The sequence below is a fragment of the Paenibacillus sp. FSL H8-0548 genome (assembly GCF_038630985.1).
Taxonomy (GTDB): Bacteria; Bacillota; Bacilli; order Paenibacillales; family Paenibacillaceae; genus Pristimantibacillus.
Window position 1 is genome coordinate 1790554 of the sequence record NZ_CP152049.1, and the last position, 18413, is coordinate 1808966.

The 18413-nt window shown below is 43.9% G+C and carries 18 protein-coding genes; 14 read left to right on the forward strand and 4 right to left on the reverse strand.

Annotated elements, in window-relative coordinates:
• Nucleotides 1-11 precede the first annotated feature (11 nt).
• Nucleotides 12-437: a MarR family transcriptional regulator gene (locus MHI37_RS07595; protein WP_076334355.1), complete on the reverse strand. Its 426-nt coding sequence runs from the start codon at nt 435-437 to the stop codon at nt 12-14.
• 89 nt (nt 438-526) lie between these two features.
• A complete protein-coding gene (locus MHI37_RS07600; protein WP_076334354.1) occupies nt 527-1390 on the reverse strand; it encodes a helix-turn-helix domain-containing protein in 864 nt (287 codons plus the stop codon).
• 172 nt (nt 1391-1562) lie between these two features.
• On the opposite strand from MHI37_RS07600, the gene MHI37_RS07605 reads away from it, so the two are divergent.
• The 6 genes from MHI37_RS07605 to rpmG all read left to right on the forward strand — a co-directional run bounded on the left by MHI37_RS07605 (nt 1563) and on the right by rpmG (nt 7047).
• Complete coding sequence (locus MHI37_RS07605) at nt 1563-2690, forward strand: Gfo/Idh/MocA family oxidoreductase (RefSeq protein ID WP_076334353.1); 1128 nt, start codon at nt 1563-1565, stop codon at nt 2688-2690.
• 6 nt (nt 2691-2696) lie between these two features.
• Nucleotides 2697-3770: a Gfo/Idh/MocA family oxidoreductase gene (locus MHI37_RS07610; RefSeq protein WP_076334352.1), complete on the forward strand. Its 1074-nt coding sequence runs from the start codon at nt 2697-2699 to the stop codon at nt 3768-3770.
• Nucleotides 3771-4106: 336 nt separating this feature from the next.
• A complete protein-coding gene (locus tag MHI37_RS07615; RefSeq protein ID WP_342556542.1) occupies nt 4107-4856 on the forward strand; it encodes a hypothetical protein in 750 nt (249 codons plus the stop codon).
• A gap of 53 nt (nt 4857-4909) precedes the next feature.
• Complete coding sequence (locus MHI37_RS07620; protein WP_218638913.1) at nt 4910-5305, forward strand: hypothetical protein; 396 nt, start codon at nt 4910-4912, stop codon at nt 5303-5305.
• Between the two features lie 323 nt (nt 5306-5628).
• Nucleotides 5629-6843, forward strand: coding sequence for a GTP-binding protein (locus MHI37_RS07625; RefSeq protein WP_076334350.1), 1215 nt, complete (start codon nt 5629-5631; stop codon nt 6841-6843).
• 54 nt (nt 6844-6897) lie between these two features.
• On the forward strand, nt 6898-7047 hold the full coding sequence (rpmG, locus tag MHI37_RS07630) for a 50S ribosomal protein L33 (protein ID WP_076334349.1): 150 nt from the start codon (nt 6898-6900) through the stop codon (nt 7045-7047).
• A 677-nt stretch (nt 7048-7724) separates the two neighbouring features.
• On the opposite strand, the gene MHI37_RS07635 is transcribed toward rpmG, so the two are convergent.
• A complete protein-coding gene (locus tag MHI37_RS07635) occupies nt 7725-8606 on the reverse strand; it encodes a helix-turn-helix domain-containing protein (RefSeq protein WP_076334348.1) in 882 nt (293 codons plus the stop codon).
• A 160-nt stretch (nt 8607-8766) separates the two neighbouring features.
• Between MHI37_RS07635 and MHI37_RS07640 the strand changes: the two genes are divergently transcribed.
• The 5 genes from MHI37_RS07640 (at nt 8767) to MHI37_RS07660 (ending at nt 12910) form a co-directional block, all read left to right on the forward strand.
• Nucleotides 8767-9816 carry a LacI family DNA-binding transcriptional regulator gene (locus tag MHI37_RS07640; protein WP_083675987.1) on the forward strand — a complete coding sequence of 350 codons (1050 nt, stop codon included), beginning with the start codon at nt 8767-8769 and terminating at the stop codon, nt 9814-9816.
• Nucleotides 9817-9994: 178 nt separating this feature from the next.
• Entirely contained in the window at nt 9995-10453 is a 459-nt protein-coding gene (locus MHI37_RS07645) for a VOC family protein (protein WP_076334347.1), read from the forward strand.
• 61 nt (nt 10454-10514) lie between these two features.
• Nucleotides 10515-11210: an SDR family oxidoreductase gene (locus MHI37_RS07650; protein ID WP_076334346.1), complete on the forward strand. Its 696-nt coding sequence runs from the start codon at nt 10515-10517 to the stop codon at nt 11208-11210.
• A 31-nt stretch (nt 11211-11241) separates the two neighbouring features.
• On the forward strand, nt 11242-11895 hold the full coding sequence (locus MHI37_RS07655) for a ThuA domain-containing protein (protein WP_076334345.1): 654 nt from the start codon (nt 11242-11244) through the stop codon (nt 11893-11895).
• A 55-nt stretch (nt 11896-11950) separates the two neighbouring features.
• Complete coding sequence (locus MHI37_RS07660) at nt 11951-12910, forward strand: aldo/keto reductase family protein (RefSeq protein ID WP_076334344.1); 960 nt, start codon at nt 11951-11953, stop codon at nt 12908-12910.
• Nucleotides 12911-13009: 99 nt separating this feature from the next.
• Here the strand turns inward: MHI37_RS07660 and MHI37_RS07665 are convergent, their stop codons facing one another.
• The gene (locus MHI37_RS07665) at nt 13010-13636 is read right to left on the reverse strand and encodes a TetR/AcrR family transcriptional regulator (protein ID WP_076334343.1); all 627 of its coding nucleotides are present in this window, start codon (nt 13634-13636) and stop codon (nt 13010-13012) included.
• A 236-nt stretch (nt 13637-13872) separates the two neighbouring features.
• Between MHI37_RS07665 and MHI37_RS07670 the strand changes: the two genes are divergently transcribed.
• The 3 genes from MHI37_RS07670 (at nt 13873) to MHI37_RS07680 (ending at nt 18408) form a co-directional block, all read left to right on the forward strand.
• On the forward strand, nt 13873-14658 hold the full coding sequence (locus tag MHI37_RS07670) for an SDR family oxidoreductase (RefSeq protein WP_076334342.1): 786 nt from the start codon (nt 13873-13875) through the stop codon (nt 14656-14658).
• A gap of 290 nt (nt 14659-14948) precedes the next feature.
• On the forward strand, nt 14949-17228 hold the full coding sequence (locus MHI37_RS07675; protein WP_076334341.1) for a helix-turn-helix domain-containing protein: 2280 nt from the start codon (nt 14949-14951) through the stop codon (nt 17226-17228).
• Between the two features lie 235 nt (nt 17229-17463).
• Nucleotides 17464-18408 (forward strand): ABC transporter permease subunit, encoded by a 945-nt coding sequence (locus MHI37_RS07680; RefSeq protein WP_256709274.1) that lies wholly within the window; start codon nt 17464-17466, stop codon nt 18406-18408.
• Nucleotides 18409-18413 lie beyond the last annotated feature (5 nt).

Below are 18413 nucleotides of genomic sequence, written 5' to 3' on the forward strand. Positions count from 1 at the left end.
TAGGAGAACGACTAATACTGCTCTGAATTTTTGTTTATTTTAGCCATAAAGCTTCTAAAAGCTTCTATCTCCTGCTCGGAAATATCCGATAGGACTTGTGCTACAAAATCAGCCTCAATAGGAGCTAATAGTTGAGCATTTAATTTTCCAGTATCGGTTAGATACAGCAGCTGTGAGCGTCGATCGTTCGGATTCGCGACGCGGCGGACAAGTGCTTTGCGCTCTAGCTGATCGACCAATCGTGTTATATTGGCAGGGTCTTTATCCGTGCGCAGTGCCAAATCCTTATGGGTAATACCGTTATGGTCCTCCAGACACATAAGCAGCGTCCATTGCTCGGGAGTGACATCATGCTCTAGAAATAGCTGGTGAAGCCGCTGATTTAACCGCCTTCCTGTGTTGCTGATGATATAGCCAACAGATTGCTTGAATTGCATTTTATTCACCTGCCTCGTTCATTTAGTTGATATAACAATAATAATCCTAACAAGTAAAATGGTCAACTGCTCCAACCCTTAAATTAGGATTAGAGCTTGTTTAAGTCGATGGGATGAAGCTGATGCTGTTTGCGGTATTGCTCTGGAGTAAGAGAGGTATGCAGTTTGAAGGCGCGGCTGAAATGAGAGGGATGTTTAAAGCCGACCTCGTAGCCGATATCGGTAATCGGTTGATTACCATCAATCAGCTCGATTTTGGCTTGATAAATGCGGCGCAGCATTAGAAATTGAAAGATCGTATTGCCAGTAACCTCTTTGAATGTTTTGGACAAATAAAACTTGCTGAGATGCAGTGAGGCTTGAATGCCTTCAAGCGTAATATCTTCACTATAATGGCTTTCTAAATAGGAGATAATATCTTGTACATGACGCTCTTTGGACGATGGAAAGGTTGGTTTGTCCTTAAGCGGCTTCTCGCATAGCTGATTAATCAAAATAAGCAAGTCGAGCAGCCTTGCCTGAAAGCGCTGCTGCGAGAAGGAGTCAGGTAGGGCGTAAAGTTCCTTTAGCTTGAGAAAGCATGCTTCAACCTCAGCCTGTTCCTCTCCTTGAAGCTGTAATTTAACGTTTTTCAGCTTCTCGAATGGCTCAAGCAAGTCGGCTGCAAAAGGAGGCTGGATAAAATGCTTGAAATAAAATGGATCAAAGTGAAGCGTGGAGCGATGATACTCGACACTCGGATCAACATGGGCCGAGTGCAGTGTCATCCCATGCATAAGCAAAAGGTCGCCAGGCTCCAGCACATGAATACGGTCATTGATGAGATAGTTCACTTTGCCGCTATGGAAATAATAAATTTCATAGTGAAAATGGGTATGGTAAGGAACATGAGCATTAAAGTCTGAGCTCGTTCCAATTGTGAAAGGTCTAGTGATTTGGTGCTGTGTGCTCATCAATTCCCCTCCCTGTTAAATATCCTCATTATACACCAACCACAGTTAAATAAAAGCGGAAACAGGATAATGGGAATGAAGTGGGCTTGATCTTGAAATGTTACCATTAAGGCATGCTCTAACGAAGTAGAAAACTGCTAATTAAAGATTCATATAAAGGGGCGCTTGTGAGATGAAGATCGTTCGTTTAGGTATTATTGGGCTAGGAAATATGGGAAAAGGTCATATTGGATACATTTTGAAAGGCGAAGTCAGTGGTGTTGAAATTACTGCGGTAAGCGACAGCTTGGAGTCGAATCTTCAATGGGCCAAGGAAAAGCTTGGTGATCAAGTGGGCTTATATGCCGATCCGTATGAAATGATGGATTCTGGTTTAATTGATGGCGTGCTTATCGCAACACCTCACTTCTCCCATCCAGAGCTTTCAATAGCATGCTTCGAACGTAATCTTCATGTGCTGTGTGAGAAGCCGGCTGGAGTATATACGAAACAGGTTCGCGAAATGAACGAAGCGAGCAGCAAAACAGATGTGAAATTCAGCATGATGTATAACCAACGGACCAATCCGCTCTATATGAAGCTGAAAGAATTAATTGATGCGGGCGAGCTAGGTGAAGTGAAGCGAACCAATTGGATTATTACAAATTGGTACCGCTCTCAAAGCTACTATGATTCGGGCTCTTGGCGTGCGACTTGGGCTGGTGAGGGCGGCGGTGTACTGCTTAATCAAGATCCGCATCAGCTTGATTTGTGGCAGTGGACGATTAGTATGATGCCGAAGCGTGTTCGCGCTTTCTGTTATTTTGGCAAGCACCGTGACATTGAGGTCGAGGATGACGTAACTGCATTTGTTGAGTATGAGAATGGGGCAACAGGTATATTCGTAACAACCACAGGCGAAGCTCCTGGTACGAATCGACTGGAAATTAGCGGGGATCGCGGGAAAGTTGTTATTGAAAATAATGAACTCACTTTTTGGAGACTGCGTGTGCCTGAGCCGGAATTTAATAAACAATTTAAAGGCGGCTTCGGAGCGCCGGAATGCTGGAAATGCGAAGTTCCGGTTACTGGCACCAACCCTGATCATAAAGGAATTACACAAAACTGGGTAAATGCGATTTTGTTTAATGAACCGTTAATTGCGCCGGGTGAGGAAGGCATTAAAGGTTTGATGCTCTCCAATGCGATGCTGCTCTCTACATGGACGGATAACTGGGTCGATCTGCCGATTGATGAGGATTTATTCTATCAGCATTTACAAGAGAAAATTGCAAAATCAGCATTTAAGAAAGGGGAGTAGAGAGAGATGAGTAAAGCGGATGGTATGAATTATGCACCAAAAGGAAAACCAAACAAAGTTGTCGAGGACGGACAATTTGTTATCGCTGCAGTTAGTCTTGATCACGGACATATCTATGGCATGTGCAACGGACTTATAGAAGCAGGAGCAACGATCAAATGGGTATATGATCATGATCCGGCTAGAGTTGCAGCCTTCATTAAGCAATATCCACAGGTACAAGCAGCAGATTCAGAAGAGCAGGTTCTCACAGATCCAGAGGTTCAGCTCGTTGCGGCAGCCGCTATTACTTCGGAGCGTGGACCGCTAGGCGTTCGCGTAATGCGAAGCGGCAAGCATTATTTTACAGATAAGGCGCCGTTTACTACGCTTGAGCAGCTTGCGGATGCCCGTACAGCGTATGCGGAGACTGGGAAAAAATATGCGGTTTATTACAGTGAGCGGCTGCATGTGGAAAGCGCTGTGTTTGCTGGTGAACTGATTGAGCGTGGCGCAATTGGACGCGTCGTGCAGGTGATTGGTCTTGGACCGCATCGCTTGAACGCAGCTTCGCGCCCTGCATGGTTTTTTGAAAAGGAAAAGTATGGCGGCATTATTTGTGACATTGGTTCGCATCAAGTCGAACAGTTTCTATATTTTACAGGAAATCGCAACGGAAACATCGTGAACAGCAAGGTCGCCAATTATGCGAACAAGGATTATCCTGAGCTTGAGGATTTTGGTGATTTTACGGTTGTGGGGGAGAATGGAGCTACAGGCTACTTCCGACTGGATTGGCTTACGCCAAGTGGACTTGGCACCTGGGGCGATGGCCGGACCATCATTCTCGGTACGGATGGCTATATCGAGCTGCGCAAATATATCGATATCGGAAGAGAGAAGGAAGGCGACCAGCTGTACTTGGTGAACGCCGATGGCGAGCAGCATATGCAGCTTGGCGGCAAGGTAGGCTTTCCGTATTTCGGCCAGCTCATCCTCGACTGCTTGAATGGAACAGAGCTTGCTATGACGCAGGAGCACGCCTTTAAAGCTGCCGAGCTATCACTGCTGGCGCAGAAGAATGCTACGAGAATAGAGTAAGTACAAAGAGCTGTCTTTACGGTCACTGACCGTGGGGCAGCTCTTTTTCATTAGGGGTTATAGCACAGCCAACGGTGAAAGTACCATATTATTGACCTAGTTTTCTAGAAATAGTTTGTAGTCTAGCTGAAAATGCCTATTAGTCCAACCTTTAAATTAACTAGTAACGTACACTACATCATCATGATATGGAGGTGTAGTTTGTGAGTTGTAGGGATGAAAAGAAAAGGTGTAAAAAGAAAACCGTAATAGTTTGCATACCGAGAAAAAGAAAGAAAAATCGTAAACCAATTGTTAAAAAGATAGTGAAGGTAAATTGTCCACCACCTCAAGTGAATGTTACAGCACCGAGGGGCTCTCGGGGACCACAAGGAGCACAAGGAGCACAAGGAGTGCAAGGAGCGCAAGGAGTGCAAGGAGCGCAAGGAGCGCAAGGAGCACAAGGAGCACAAGGAGTTGCCGGTGCAGCTGGTGGCCCTATGGGACCACAAGGTCCACAAGGTGCGCAAGGAGCACAAGGAGAGCAAGGACCTGCCGGTCCAGCTGGCGGCCCTACGGGACCACAAGGAGTGCAAGGTGCGCAAGGAGAGCCGGGAGCGCAAGGAGAGCAGGGAGCGCAAGGAGCACAAGGAGAGCCAGGAGCGCCAGGAGCGCAAGGAATACAAGGAGAACCGGGAGCGCAAGGAATACAAGGGGAGTCGGGAGAGCAAGGAGCGCAAGGAATACAAGGAGAACCGGGAGAGTCAGGAGTGCAAGGAGAACCGGGAGCGCAAGGAATACAAGGGGAGTTGGGAGCGCAAGGAATACAAGGGGAGTTGGGAGAGCAAGGAGTACAAGGAGAGTCGGGAGAGCAAGGAATACAAGGAGAGTCGGGAGAGCCTGGAATACAAGGAGAGCCGGGAGCGCAAGGAATACAAGGAGAGCCAGGAGCGCAAGGAATACAAGGAGAGTCGGGAGAGCAAGGAATACAAGGAGAGCCAGGAGCGCAAGGAATACAAGGAGAGCCGGGAGAGCCGGGAGAGCAAGGAATACAAGGAGAGTCGGGAGAGCAAGGAATACAAGGAGAGCCGGGAGCGCAAGGAATAGCAGGAGCAACCGGTGCGCCTGGTGGAGTATTAAGCTTTGCAGACTTTTTTGCGTTGATGCCGTCTGATAATGCTGCAACAGTTGCTGTTGGTGGAGATGTCGGTTTTCCACAAAGTGGACCTACAAGTGGGACTTCAATTTCCCGTACGGGTGCCGATACGTTTAACTTGGAGATAATTGGAACATATCAGGTTTTGTTTCAGGTAAGTGTGAGCGAGCCGGGCCAGCTTATTTTAACTATCAATGGAGATGACCTAGCCTATACGGTGGTCGGTCGAGCAACAGGCGCATCTCAGATCGTTGGAATGGCTCTTGTACAAACGACTGCAATCAATTCAATACTCACTGTGCGAAACCCTGCTGGGAATTCCACGGCACTAACGATTACGCCAGTTGCTGGAGGAACAAGATCTGTTTCAGCACACCTTACTATCATGCAAATCGCATAAGTAGTAATAGAATATTAACTTAAAAACATAACCGGTCGTTATTCCGTGCCGGTTATTATTTTTTAATAGACTCTTTTTCGATAGAGTAATCAATTTTGTAATCAACCTATTTTCAGAAATTAGATTGATGGCAGATCTATCTTGAAAGGGGAAATGTGTATTTCTGAAAATAGATAGTAATAATTACTATCTTGACGCAAGTGTTTCAAATTGGTATACTCAACAAAACGTAATTATTACTATTAGTCGCGAAGGGCGGCTTTTTATTTTAATATTAATCGTAATTATTACGTATAAATTGAAATGAGACTGAGGTGCGACGGATGACAGTAAATAAAATTCCAGTAACCGTTTTAAGCGGTTATTTAGGAGCGGGCAAAACTACAATTATGAATCATGTTCTAAATAACCGGGATGGACTTAAGGTAGCTGTCATTGTTAACGATTTAAGTGAATTGAATATTGATGCGAGCTTGATCAAGGAAGGCAGCAGCTTATCACGTACAGACGAGAAGCTTGTTGAGATGTCTAATGGCTGTATATGCTGCACGCTGCGGGAGGATTTACTGAAGGAAGTCGAAACGCTGGCAAAGGAAAATCGATTTGATTATATATTAATTGAATCGACAGGTGTTGGAGAGCCGGTGCCCGTAGCTCAGACCTTTACTTATCTTGACGAAGAACAGGGCATTGATTTATCACAATTTTGCAAGCTGGATTGCATGGTTACGGTAGTTGATGCGTATCGTTTTTGGCATGATTATTCATCTGGCGAGACGCTGCTGGAGCGAAGCCAAGCCGTTGACGAGGAGGATACACGCGAGGTGGTTGATCTCCTCATTGATCAAATTGAGTTTTGTGATGTGCTGATTTTGAACAAATGTGATCTTGTCGGCGAAGAGGAATTAGCGGAGCTGGAGGGGGTACTTCGAACGCTGCAGCCGCGTGCAAAGTTCATTCGCAGCTCTAAGGGACAAATTGATCCGAAAGATATTTTAAACACATCCTTGTTCGACTTCGAGGAGGCGAGCCAATCGGCTGGATGGATGAGGGAGCTGGCAGCACCGTCGCATACGCCAGAAACTGAGGAGTACGGCATTTCTTCCTTCGTTTATGAGCGGACGAAACCTTTTCATCCACAGCGGCTTATGGGATGGATGGAGGAATGGCCGGAGGAAATCGTCCGCGCGAAGGGAATGGTATGGCTGGCAACGCGCAATGATTATGCTCAAAGCTTAAGCCAAGCAGGCCCTTCCATTCAATTTGGCCCAGCCGGTCAATGGACGGCTGCCTTGCCTGAAGCGGAGCAGGAAGCAGTACTTCAAGAGGAGCCGGAGCTTGCTGATCTTTGGGATGAAAAGTATGGTGATCGTGTCAATAAAGTTGTATTTATCGGTATTGAAATGAATCGCACAAAGCTGATTGACTCGCTCGATAGCTGCTTGCTTAGCGATGGAGAGCTGCTGCAGGATTGGAATGACTTTACCGATGAATTCCCAAATGCGATGGACGAACAGCTGGAAACAACTCTTCATTGAGTAGCCCATTGCAGAAGGATATAGAGATGAAAACCTATTTAGGAGGTGAATACTGTGAGAGTATTAGTGACGCTTGCATGTACAGAAACGGGTGACCGCAACTATACAACAACAAAAAATAAAAGAACGACGCCGGAGCGGCTTGAGGTAAGGAAATATAGTCCGCGTCTTAAAAGAGTAACCGTGCATAGAGAAACGAGATAATAGAAGTGCTAAGAAAACCGGACAATGATGTCCGGTTTTCTTGTTGTATAGGAAACTATGGATTCTCGAAACCTGTTGATACCGATTCTGTACCAGCAACCGGAAGGAGGCTAACGAAAGCTAACGGAAGCCAGAGACGCTAAAGTTCCATTTTTGGTTAGCGTCACATTTTAACGGAAGCCATAGACGCTATTCCGCAGAAATGAAGCGAGAACCGGCATGTAAGGTACAAATAGAGGCCTCTGTTTCCGTTAAAATCTTGAAACGAAAAATAAAGGCGATTTAACGTCTGTGGCTTCCGTTAGAAATGTGAGCTGACGCGTCTGCGGTTTCCATTCACCCGTTGCTTTCTCTGATCTATGCTGATGGGTAACGCTATAACAAATGTTCCGAAACCTATGATGTACTTATTACAACAGAAACCTTACATGAGTGCTCATTTGGACAGCTACACTGCACTATTGCAACGGAACTAGCGTTTAAAGGTGAGTTTCCTCTTCAAAAGAGGAGATCTACTGCAGAAAGTGTAGTGTACATGAGAGGCTGGGCTAGTAACATCAAATCTACTGCATAAAGTGCAGTGTAGCCCAGCTGTTCCGTGCGATTATGGGATAGATAAGCATTTTTATAGTAATTTAAGCCATCATCATGTGGCAGGGCTTAGACTAAAAGCCGAGCTAACCCTTCAGCTTGCTTCGATATTCGGAGGGAGAGGCTCCAATGATCTTTTTGAACAGACGGGAGAAATAATAAGGATCGCTGAGGCCGACAGATAGGCTGATCTCCTTAATGCTCTTGTCCGTCAGATCGAGCAGTTGGCAGGCTCTTTGCATTTTCAAGCGTAAGTAGTAGTCAATAGGAGCACTGCCAGTCGCTTGCTTGAACAAATGATTGAGATGCTGCTTTGAGATATTCGTATAGGCAACTAGACTCTCGAGAGTTAGATTCATCTCCAGCCGCTCCTGCATGTAGAGAATGGCTTGTTCAATATAAGCAAGCGTCTTCTCCTCTTGCTTTCTTCTTGGGATAAGCCCAATGAAGCTAAGCATATAGCGCATCGTATGCGAGATATGAATTTGATGAGCGGCGGAATAAGCTTTTGATGACAGCAGGTCGTAGCATTGATGAAATAATTCCAGTATTTTCTCAGCATCGGATAAGGCAAGCTGGAGAGGACCGTCATAAGGGCCATAGCTTTCCATAAGCTCAGCTACCTGTGAGCCCTTTAGATGAAACCAGTAAATGCTCCATGGATTGTTCTCGTCAGCCCCATAAGCATGGGGAGTATCGGCTGGAATGAAGGCGAACGATTGCTCCATTACGGAAAAGCGCTCTTGCTTATCGATTTCGATCCAGCCTTGTCCGCTTGCACAATAAATGAATATATAGGAATCACAGCCATCCGGCCGTTCCCGAAAGTGATTAGTGGCTCGTGGATAATAGCCAATATCAGTGATATACAGCTGACTAATGATCGGATGATCGACGATTTCATTTAGTTGATAGTGCGGAAGCACGATAATTTTTTCTGAATTAAAGCCATCTGCTTTTTTTAACATAGTATGCGCTGCCCCCTTGGCTATACGGTTCTATTTTACAATTAGAGCAGTTCTCTGTACAAGTCGTAAAAGGTCATGTCGTAAAAAGTCATTGACAGCTTATGAGATCATTGATACCATATGCCCATAAACACGTGTTCACAGAAAGAGGGAACTTTGGTTGGGCAAGGAAATCAACAGTACGGAAATTGCGAGGCTGGCAGGCGTGTCCAGAAGCACAGTCAGCCGCGTAATTAACAATTATGCTAATGTCCCCGAGAAGACAAAGCAAAAGGTATTAAAAATTATTCAGCAATACAACTATTATCCCAACCTGTCTGCTCAAGTGCTGGCTGGCAAGCGCACGAGAACGATCGGCTTATTCATGGTCGATGCAGGCTGCGTATCAGGTGACAGCATCTCTAGTTTGCTGCTCGCACGTATTATTGATAGCGCTTCCTCACAGGGCTACTATGTGCTGACGCATATCGTCCGTGATATGAGAGAGGCGGAGGAGATAAGGACGATTAAAGAAAGCTTTTATCAGCGAAGAATTGATGGTGGCATATTTATTGGGGCTGCCAATCATGAGCCGCTAATCGAGGAGCTGATCGCAGAAGGTTTTATGGCAGCGATTGTGGATCAGCACTTGCCAGGGCGGACCGAGGCGAACCGCATCGTATTTAACTTTGACAATGAAACGGGTGTAGGACTGGCGATTGATTATTTGGTTAGTCTGGGTCATAAGCGAATCGGCATGATTAATGGGGATATGAACCGTTACTCTGGTTCATCGAAGCTAAGAAGCTTCCAGGCGGTGATGGCGAGGCATCAATTGCCGCTCGTCACGAAGTGGATGCTGCCAGGAGATTTTAACGAAGCGAGCGGCTATAAGGCGATGAACGATTTATTGCAGTCGAGGCAGGAGCTGCCGACAGCGTTATTCGCAGCCAATGACAGCGTAGCTTTCGGGGCTATTCGGGCACTGAAGGAGCACGGGATACGTGTGCCGGAGCAGCTTTCGGTGATCGGCTTCGACGATCACACTCGAAGCGCTTACCATAGTCCGGCTTTAACGACTATACGTGTCGGTTTTGCAGATATGATGGATAAATTGGCGAAAACCTTAATTTCAAGCATAGAGAAGGGCACAGAACATTTTCAAACCTTTTCGGCAAGTACGGAGCTCATTATTCGTGATTCCTGTCAAAGGCTGCCTGCGGAGTTGTAGACTTTGCTGCTGTGAGTGCGGATTTTTGTGTTTGAAAATAAACACGCGTTCATAGAGAGACTGAGATTTGTTTGAATGATTTTGAGAGGGGGGATGTGAATGTAGAAGCAGTACGTTTGTTATACAGCATTTTTATTCATTTAATTAACATAAATATACCGATAGGGAGACGATAAACATGGGCGAAAATGTTCTTGGAACTGGAGTAATTACGCAAATTGGACTATTGGTTAACGATATTGATGAGGTTTCGCAAGCATATGCTGATTTTTTTGGTGTGGAGAAGCCCAAATGGTTTTGGACGGATACGGTTGAGAAAGCACAAACCGAATATAACGGAGAATCATCAGTAGCGCGTGCGAAGCTTGCTTTTTTTGATATGGGCTCGCTGCAGCTTGAGCTGATTGAGCCAGATGAGCATCCTAGCACTTGGAGAGAGCATCTGGATAAGCATGGGGAAGGGCCGCATCATATTGCCTTTGTTGTAGAGGGTATGAAGGAAAAGGTTGCGTCTATGGAGAAGCTTGGGATGCCGCTCGTACAGAAGGGTGAGTATACAGGCGGACGTTACGCTTATATGGATTCGTTCAAGCAGCTGAAGATTATGCTGGAGCTGCTGGAGAACGATAAGAAATAGATTTATAACTTGCAGGCTTTAAAAAATAGGAATAGATGATTTATAGGAGGATACAAGAGAGATGAACATACTGATAACAGGTGCAAATAGAGGCCTCGGCTTGGCGCTTGCTCGTGAGGCATGTAAGCGCGGACATCATGTACTTACTGGCGTTCGGAGCCCAGGCTCGTCTGCGGAAGGTTTGCAGGAGCTGCTGACAAGCTTTCCAGAACAAGTGACGATTTTGCCGCTTGATGTGACGGATGAAAATTCTGTTGGGTACGCGTATGGGCAAGTCAGTGGTCGGCTCGACAGCTTGGATGCTGTCATTAATAGTGCGGCGATATTGCTTGGCAGGGATCAAAAGCTGGAGCAGCTTGATTTGGAGCAGGTGGAGCAGTCCTTCCAGACTAATTTGTACGGTCCAATTGTGGTGCTAAAGCATTTCTTGCCGCTGCTCCGCAAAGGGGAACGCCAATGCATTATTAATATCAGCTCTGAAGCGGGCAGCTTTGCAGGCGCTTATGGCGGCGATTATTCCTATGCCCTTTCGAAGTCGGCACTTAATATGTTCTCGGCACAGCTAAGGCGGGAGCTTGAGCCTCAAGGCTTTGTCGTTCATGCGCTTCATCCGGGCTGGATAAAAACAGATATGGGCGGTGATCAGGCACCAGGAGATGCGGCAAGCTCGGCTGCTGGTATTCTGAACATTGTAGAGAGGAAGACGTTAGCAGACACATTGTTCATTGATCATGAAGGAAATCCGATGTCCATATAATGGAGCGAGCTGAAGAGAGGGGAGGTGCTGCATGAAAACGATCGTTGCTTTGGTAGGCGATTTCTACCATAAGGAGGAGCTTGCGCGCGAGGCGCTGCTTAAAGCTTTGGCCGCAAGTCATGCGTCTGAGCAGCTGAAGGTGCATTTTGTCGCCGACACGGAAAGCTTGGTTTCTGCGCTAGGAGAATCGCCTGACACGGTTATCTTGTTCGCAGAGGACCGTATTGCACCAACGTCGCAGCCTGATTTGAAATGGATGACCCCGGTGATAGCAGATCAGATTGTGCAATATGTGGAAAATGGCGGGAGCTGGCTGGCTTGGCATTCCGGGTTAGCGTCTTATCCTGTAGACAGCAGCTACATACGTATGCTTCGCGGTTATTTCTTATCCCATCCGAGCCAGCATGAGCTGGTGAGCTACACCTCGGTAAACGCCGAGCAGCCCCAGCCCTTTGAAATTATGGATGAGCATTATTTTGTACACTGCGATGCTGAGCGTACGGAAGTGTTTCTCCGCTCCTCTTCGGTAGATGGAGAGTCGATTGCCGGTTGGCGTCACCCCTATGGGGCAGGCAGAGTCAGCTGTCTAACGCCAGCACATCTTGAAGAGGGCTTGCTGAATTTGAATTTTTTGAGCTTGCTGAAGTGTGAGATTGAATGGTTGGCTGATGTTAATGGAGTATAAATGATTCGGGATTATTGAATTTTTCGGATCAAAAATAGAACTGCTGGAGGTTACCATGAACTATCGGAAACTGGGTAGAACGGGCTTAAAAGTAAGCGAAATTAGCCTTGGAAGCTGGCTGACCTACGGAAATTCGGTTGATGATGGAACAGCAGCCAAAACGATCGCACAGGCCTATGAGCTGGGTATTAATTTTTTTGATACAGCTAATGTCTATATGCGTGGAAAAGCAGAAGAGGTCGTCGGCGAAGCGTTGAGGGGCTATAATCGTGAATCCTATGTGATCGCAACTAAGGTATTTGGAGAAATGGGCTCTGGCCCGAATGATCGCGGTTTGTCGCGCAAGCATATACTGGAGCAGGCTAATGCGAGCTTGAAGCGGCTGGGACTTGACTATGTAGACATTTATTATTGTCACCGCTTTGACCCGGAAACTCCTGTAGATGAGACACTCCGTACGCTTGAGGATCTCGTTCGCTCTGGAAAGGTTCTTTATGTCGGTGTAAGTGAATGGACAGCTGCTCAAATGCAGGAAGCGCTTCAAGTCGCAGATAAATATTTGCTTGATCGGATTGTAGTCAATCAGCCGCAATATCATATGTTCCATCGTAAGATTGAACAGGAAATTATCCCTCTTGGCGAACGGAATGGGATCAGCCAGGTCGTATTCTCGCCGCTTGCGCAGGGCGTGCTTACAGGTAAATACAGCCGTGGTGAAGCAGGAAAACCGCAGGGCAGCCGCGCACTGGATGCGAGCTCCAACATGTATATTAGCGGTTACTTGACCGATTGGCATTTATCGCGCGTAGATGAGCTTAAGGGATTGGCAGAGGAGCTTGGCTGCTCAGTTGCCCAGCTTGCTATTGCATGGGTGCTGAGACAGCCAAATGTAGCCAGCGCATTAGTTGGTGCAAGCCGGCCCGAGCAAATTGTAGAAAACATCAAGGCGAGTGAGGTTAAGCTGACGGATGATCTTGTTCAGCGGATTGAAACGATTTTAACGGTAGATGCTTAAGTCGAAAAAACCTTAACGAATGAAGTTATTATATAATTATCTTTCAATAAGCCGTTAGAAATGGACTATTTCATTTCTAGCGGCTTATATTTATTTGATTTAACTATCGCTTCGCATGAGTGTATGAGTTAAATTTGATACTGATTTATCATATATTATTTTAGCGGCAGCCTCATGTTGAATATGCCCCCCTAGATACAGGTGAATGGTACCATGCAGCGGCGCCCAAATCAGATTAACAACAAGCAGGGGATCTTTCTCGGAAATTAAGCCTTGCTCAATGGCCTTTGTAATTATGATAATCACTTGTTGTAAAGCGGTTACGATCGCCTGTAAACTTTCCTCTTCCGGTTTGAATTCGCTGAAGGCTCCACCAAACATCACCATATAATAGCTGGTATGATTTCGTGAGAAATCCCAATACGCTTGTCCAAGATCACTCAGATATAGTTTGAGATCAGCTTGTTCTGGTATCGATTGAAAGGCAGCAGCTAGCAATTTGCAGCCTTCCAGAAAAAGTTGCTTAGCTAACCCTTCCTTGCTTCCAAACAAATTATAAATAATTTTTGTGGGACATTCCATTTTCTCTGATACCCGGCGTATGGTCACGGCCTCGGGACCATATTCCTGAAGTATCGATGCAGCAGCTTCTATAATGTTAAGCTTCAATATTTCGGTATGCTGAAGTTTGGCATTTGGGTAGGTTGTAACTGTACGATTATTCATATCATTTCACACCCTTAGAACGGTAGTTTTCTTGAATAGCCTTATTCTTTAAAGTTAATTTTACTGTTTTGGATTAGAAATTGCCAATTTATAAATGGATTGCATATGGATATGACGAAATACAGCAGCAGCTTGTACATAGAAAAGCTGTCAGTTTGACATCGTAATTTCATTTAGGTACAATGATTCTTATTGAAACATTGTTTCTATATCGCGATTGAAGGAGAGATTGCAGCATGATATCAACACAAAACAAATGGACGCTGATTACAGGTGCTTCTTCGGGTATAGGTGAAGCGTTTGCGTATGAGCTTGCAGCTAAGGGGAGCCACTTGATTTTGGTTGCACGCTCGGAAGACAAACTGAACACTTTAGCTGAGAAACTACAAAAAGAATATCGTATTCAAACGCAGGTGATTGTTTCTGATTTATCTCAAGAAGGTTCCCCGAATAGGCTGTATCAACAATGTATAGAGCGTGGATTGAGTGTAGATATTTTAATAAACAACGCAGGATTCGCTACTTATGGGCTTTTTGAACAACTGTCTGGCCCTAGGCAGCATGAAGAAGTGATGCTGAATGTGTTGGCGGTTGTAGATCTTACCCATTTATTTTTACCGGAAATGCTGAACAGGAAAAGCGGAGTGGTCATAAATGTAGCTTCAACAGCAGGATTTCAATCTCTTCCTAATATGGCCGTATATGGCGCAACTAAAGCTTTTGTATTATCATTTACGGAGGCTCTATGGGAGGAAAATCGAAAACGAGGTGTGCAATTTTTTGCGTTATGTCCCGGGTCCACGGAAACAGAATTTTTCAGTGTTGTGGGGGCTGATGAAGCATCTATCGGGAAAAGAGACACGCCAAAAAACGTGGTGAAAGTTGCTCTTCGCGCACTTCAAGCTAAAAAAGTATATGTAATCCCTGGATTTAGGAACTATTTCTCTGCTCAAATGTCTCGCTTCATCACACGCAAACAAATGCTTTTTATCGTTGGACGGATGCTTCGTACACGGCATTAATAAATAAAGTTTTGCCCCGGAATTATTCCCCAGATTACATGATAAGCTCGTTAGATGAAATCATCCCGTTATTAAGTTAATTAAGTTGAGGAATCCTTTCGGTGGATCATGGACAGGGGCTGCCTTCCATATTCATTGTAAAGGATCTTTTTTTAGAATAAACACGGATAATTAAACAAAATACACAAATAAGTAGATGGTCATCATATCCCAAATAAAATATGCTGAATGCATCAGAGTTTAAAATGTGCAAAAATTTGAAAATATGCATATTGAAGGTGGGTTGTGATGTGAAACGACTTCCTATGATGATTCAGCTCATTTTAATTTTGTTTTGTATAATGGTCATTCCGATCTTTATTATGACATGGTATAGCGGTACACAAATGTTGAAAAATTCAGAGGCAGCTATTGCTGAATCTTCATTAGCTGGCTTGGAATCTAATCGGAGAGTAAATGAAAGCGCTTTAAATTATTTGGCCCAAGATACAATCCGAATAGCATCATCTAATATTTTTGATGGCATTCGTAATTTTAAAACATTTGAAAACCTTAATGCTAATTACAATAGAGTTGAAAGTGCACTGTCATTGCAAAAAGAGCTTCAACGGTTAAGCTCTAAAAATGATGGTGTAGCATCAGCTTTTTTTTATTTAAATGATGCGGATTATCTTATTTCAACAGATAAAAGTATTACCTTGCTGGAAAGATATGAAACCATCGATTGGATAAAGGATGCACTTACGAAAAGGGATGGTATTGCAGGAGTATGGTATCCCCGTGAAATGAGCTCAGGAGAAAAAGTCATCTCTTATGTTTTGTCTCTTAATCGTTTGTCGACCTCAACCAAAGGGATTATTGTTGTGAATTTGCGTGAAGCTCAAATAGCACAAAATATGAATGCTTCTGCTGACAATCAAGCCAATCGTTTTATACTTATTGATGAAGCTAATCAGATTATTTCACATGAAAATAAAAATCTTCTCTTACATGACGCATCAGAAATTCCGCTAATCAATGAATTAATGAGCCATGATAATCTAGAGGGCTACCTATTTCAAGAGGTAGAGGGAGAGCGGCTCTTGTATACCTGGAGTAGATTAAATCAATTTGATTGGCTGTATGTTGGAATTTATTCAATGGAAAAGTTATTGTCCAAAACGCAAGTCATTCAAAGAAATATGATTATTTTAACAGCGGCAATTGTAGTGGTCGGAACTATCCTTACTGTATTTCTTGCTACATGGCTTTCCAAGCCGATTCGAGTCTTAGTACAAAATGTACGAGCATTTAGTAATCTAGGCTTATCAGGCAAAAATGAGCTTGTATTTCTAGATGTAGCTTTCCGCAGAATGCAAGATGAGGAAGATAAGCTAAATATGCTGTTAACGGAGCATGAACAGGATGCATGCAGCTTAGCGATCTATCATCTCATGAGAGGTGAAACCTTAAATCGAAATAAAACGAATTTACTGCTGGAGATATTTCCAGAAAAAAACTTTCTTATTGTGTTGGTTTCGCTCGATCAATATAGCGCATATATGAATAAAACTAGCCCTGAGACTCGCTCCTATCATCGATATTTGTTTATTGCTCACTGTGAAAGTTTAACTTCTAAAGGCATACATATGAGAAATGTGCACTACGGGGACGGTAGAATAGCGATATTTGTCAATTTTGGCGAAGCAGTGAAAGCTCATGAGGATATGCTTAAGCAGGCTATTGCAGCTGTAAGTGATTCTGCTTATGAGGTTTTTGGGCATACGGTAACGATTGGCGTTAGCAGGATGACCGAATCGATCACGTCTATCCACGATAAGATTTTAGAGGCAATGGAATTGATAAAGCATCGCATAATTGAAGGCAGTGGACGTATTTTTTTCTGGAAACCGGAAGCAATGAGTAATCAAAAATATCTTTATCCCTTAGACAGTGAAAGGCGAATTATTAATTTTTTGGATACTGGGGATCTGGAAAATATTATTCAAGAGCTCAAAACGATTCGTAATCAGATTGAAGCAGCAGAGTATATCTCCTATGACAATATATTGTTTATTTATAACCAGCTTATAGGTGTGACGATCAAACATTTACATGAAAAAAATTCGAATTCGTTCGGCATACTTGCTGATAATGGAAATATTTATTCGAATATTGCCACGATAGATACACTTGATGAGCTTGAAGGCTATTTGAAGGAGTTTTTTTATGAGATTAGTACGAGTGAAGCTTCTAATAGGAATGAGATTAATTATGTAGAACGAATTTTAGCATATTTAGATCAGCATTTTGAGGAGGATATTGTATTTGAGGATATGGCTAAGGAAATCGGGATTAGCTATTCATACATGAGAAAGCTTGTTTACGAATCGACTGGGAAAAGCTTAATTGATTATATTAACTTCAAGCGGATACAAACAGCCAAGCAGCTTCTGATCGAAACGACATTGAATGTAACACAAATTTCTTCACAGGTTGGCTATAACAACATACAAAGCTTTAATCGATTTTTTCGTAGATATGAGGGAATTACTCCAAGCAGCTATAAGGCGGCTAAGTTGAATGTTTAGATAAGGGCTATCTAGAGGATTGAGAAGCTGAAAATAGTATGTGATGTTGAAAAAACGTAGGTATATCAAGGCTTTTCGATCATAATCAAAAATGATGCCTGCAATCAAAATCTACGATTTACCTTTATTTACGACCCAGTGTAAGATGTGAATTATCTTCTCCGTTCAATCATAAAAGGTTTGCCAGGGTTTGAAAATCGAAAAGGGGATGTAGTTCAAAGGAGGAGGTATGAATGTGAAATTTGTAAGCGCTTTAAAAAGCAAAGATGTTGATGGGAAAGGTTTATGGTACTACTTTAAGCGAGACAGAGATCTTTACTTACTGCTATTGATTCCCATTTTCTTTGTCGTGCTATTCAAAATAGTGCCTATGTTTGGAGCGGTCGTTGCTTTCAAGGACTATAAAATTGCCAAAGGCTTCTGGGACAGTGATTGGGTAGGCTTTCAAGTGTTTCTCGACATATTTGCAAAGCGTGATTTTGGGAGAGCAGTGCGAAATACGGTAATGCTTAATACGCTGGATCTGCTGCTTAGCTTCACAGCACCCATTGTTTTATCCTTGCTTCTTAATGAAATTAGAAGTGTGAGGATGAAGCGAATTAATCAAACCTTGCTGTACCTGCCGCACTTCTTGTCATGGGTTATTATCGGTGCAATTGCCTATCAGCTGCTAGGCTTAGGAAATGGTGTTATTAATAATCTTGTGGAATCATTCGGGGGAACTAGAATTCCCTTCTTGCAGAGTGATAATCATTGGCTGCTAAGTTATTTGCTCATAGGGGTGTGGCAAAGTATGGGCTGGGGGACAATCATTTATTTAGCATCTATAAGCTCAATTAATCCAGAGCTATACGAGGCTGCGATTGTCGATGGTGCTGGACGCTTGCGGAAAATGTGGAATGTAACGTTGCCCGGTATTCGAGTTACAATTGTCACTTTATTAATTATGAATTTGGGGAAAGTGATGGGTGGCTCATTCGAGAGAATTTATGCGCTTGCGAATAAGGCTACGACAGAATACACAACCACAATAGAGGTGCTAGTTTATCGCTGGGGGATTGAGGCGGGGCATTTTAGCCGTGCCACCGCACTTGGATTGTTTCAGGCAGTCATTGGACTTGGATTAGTATTGTTAGCTGACTACATTGCCAAAAAACTCGGCGAGGACGGATTACTGTAGAAAGG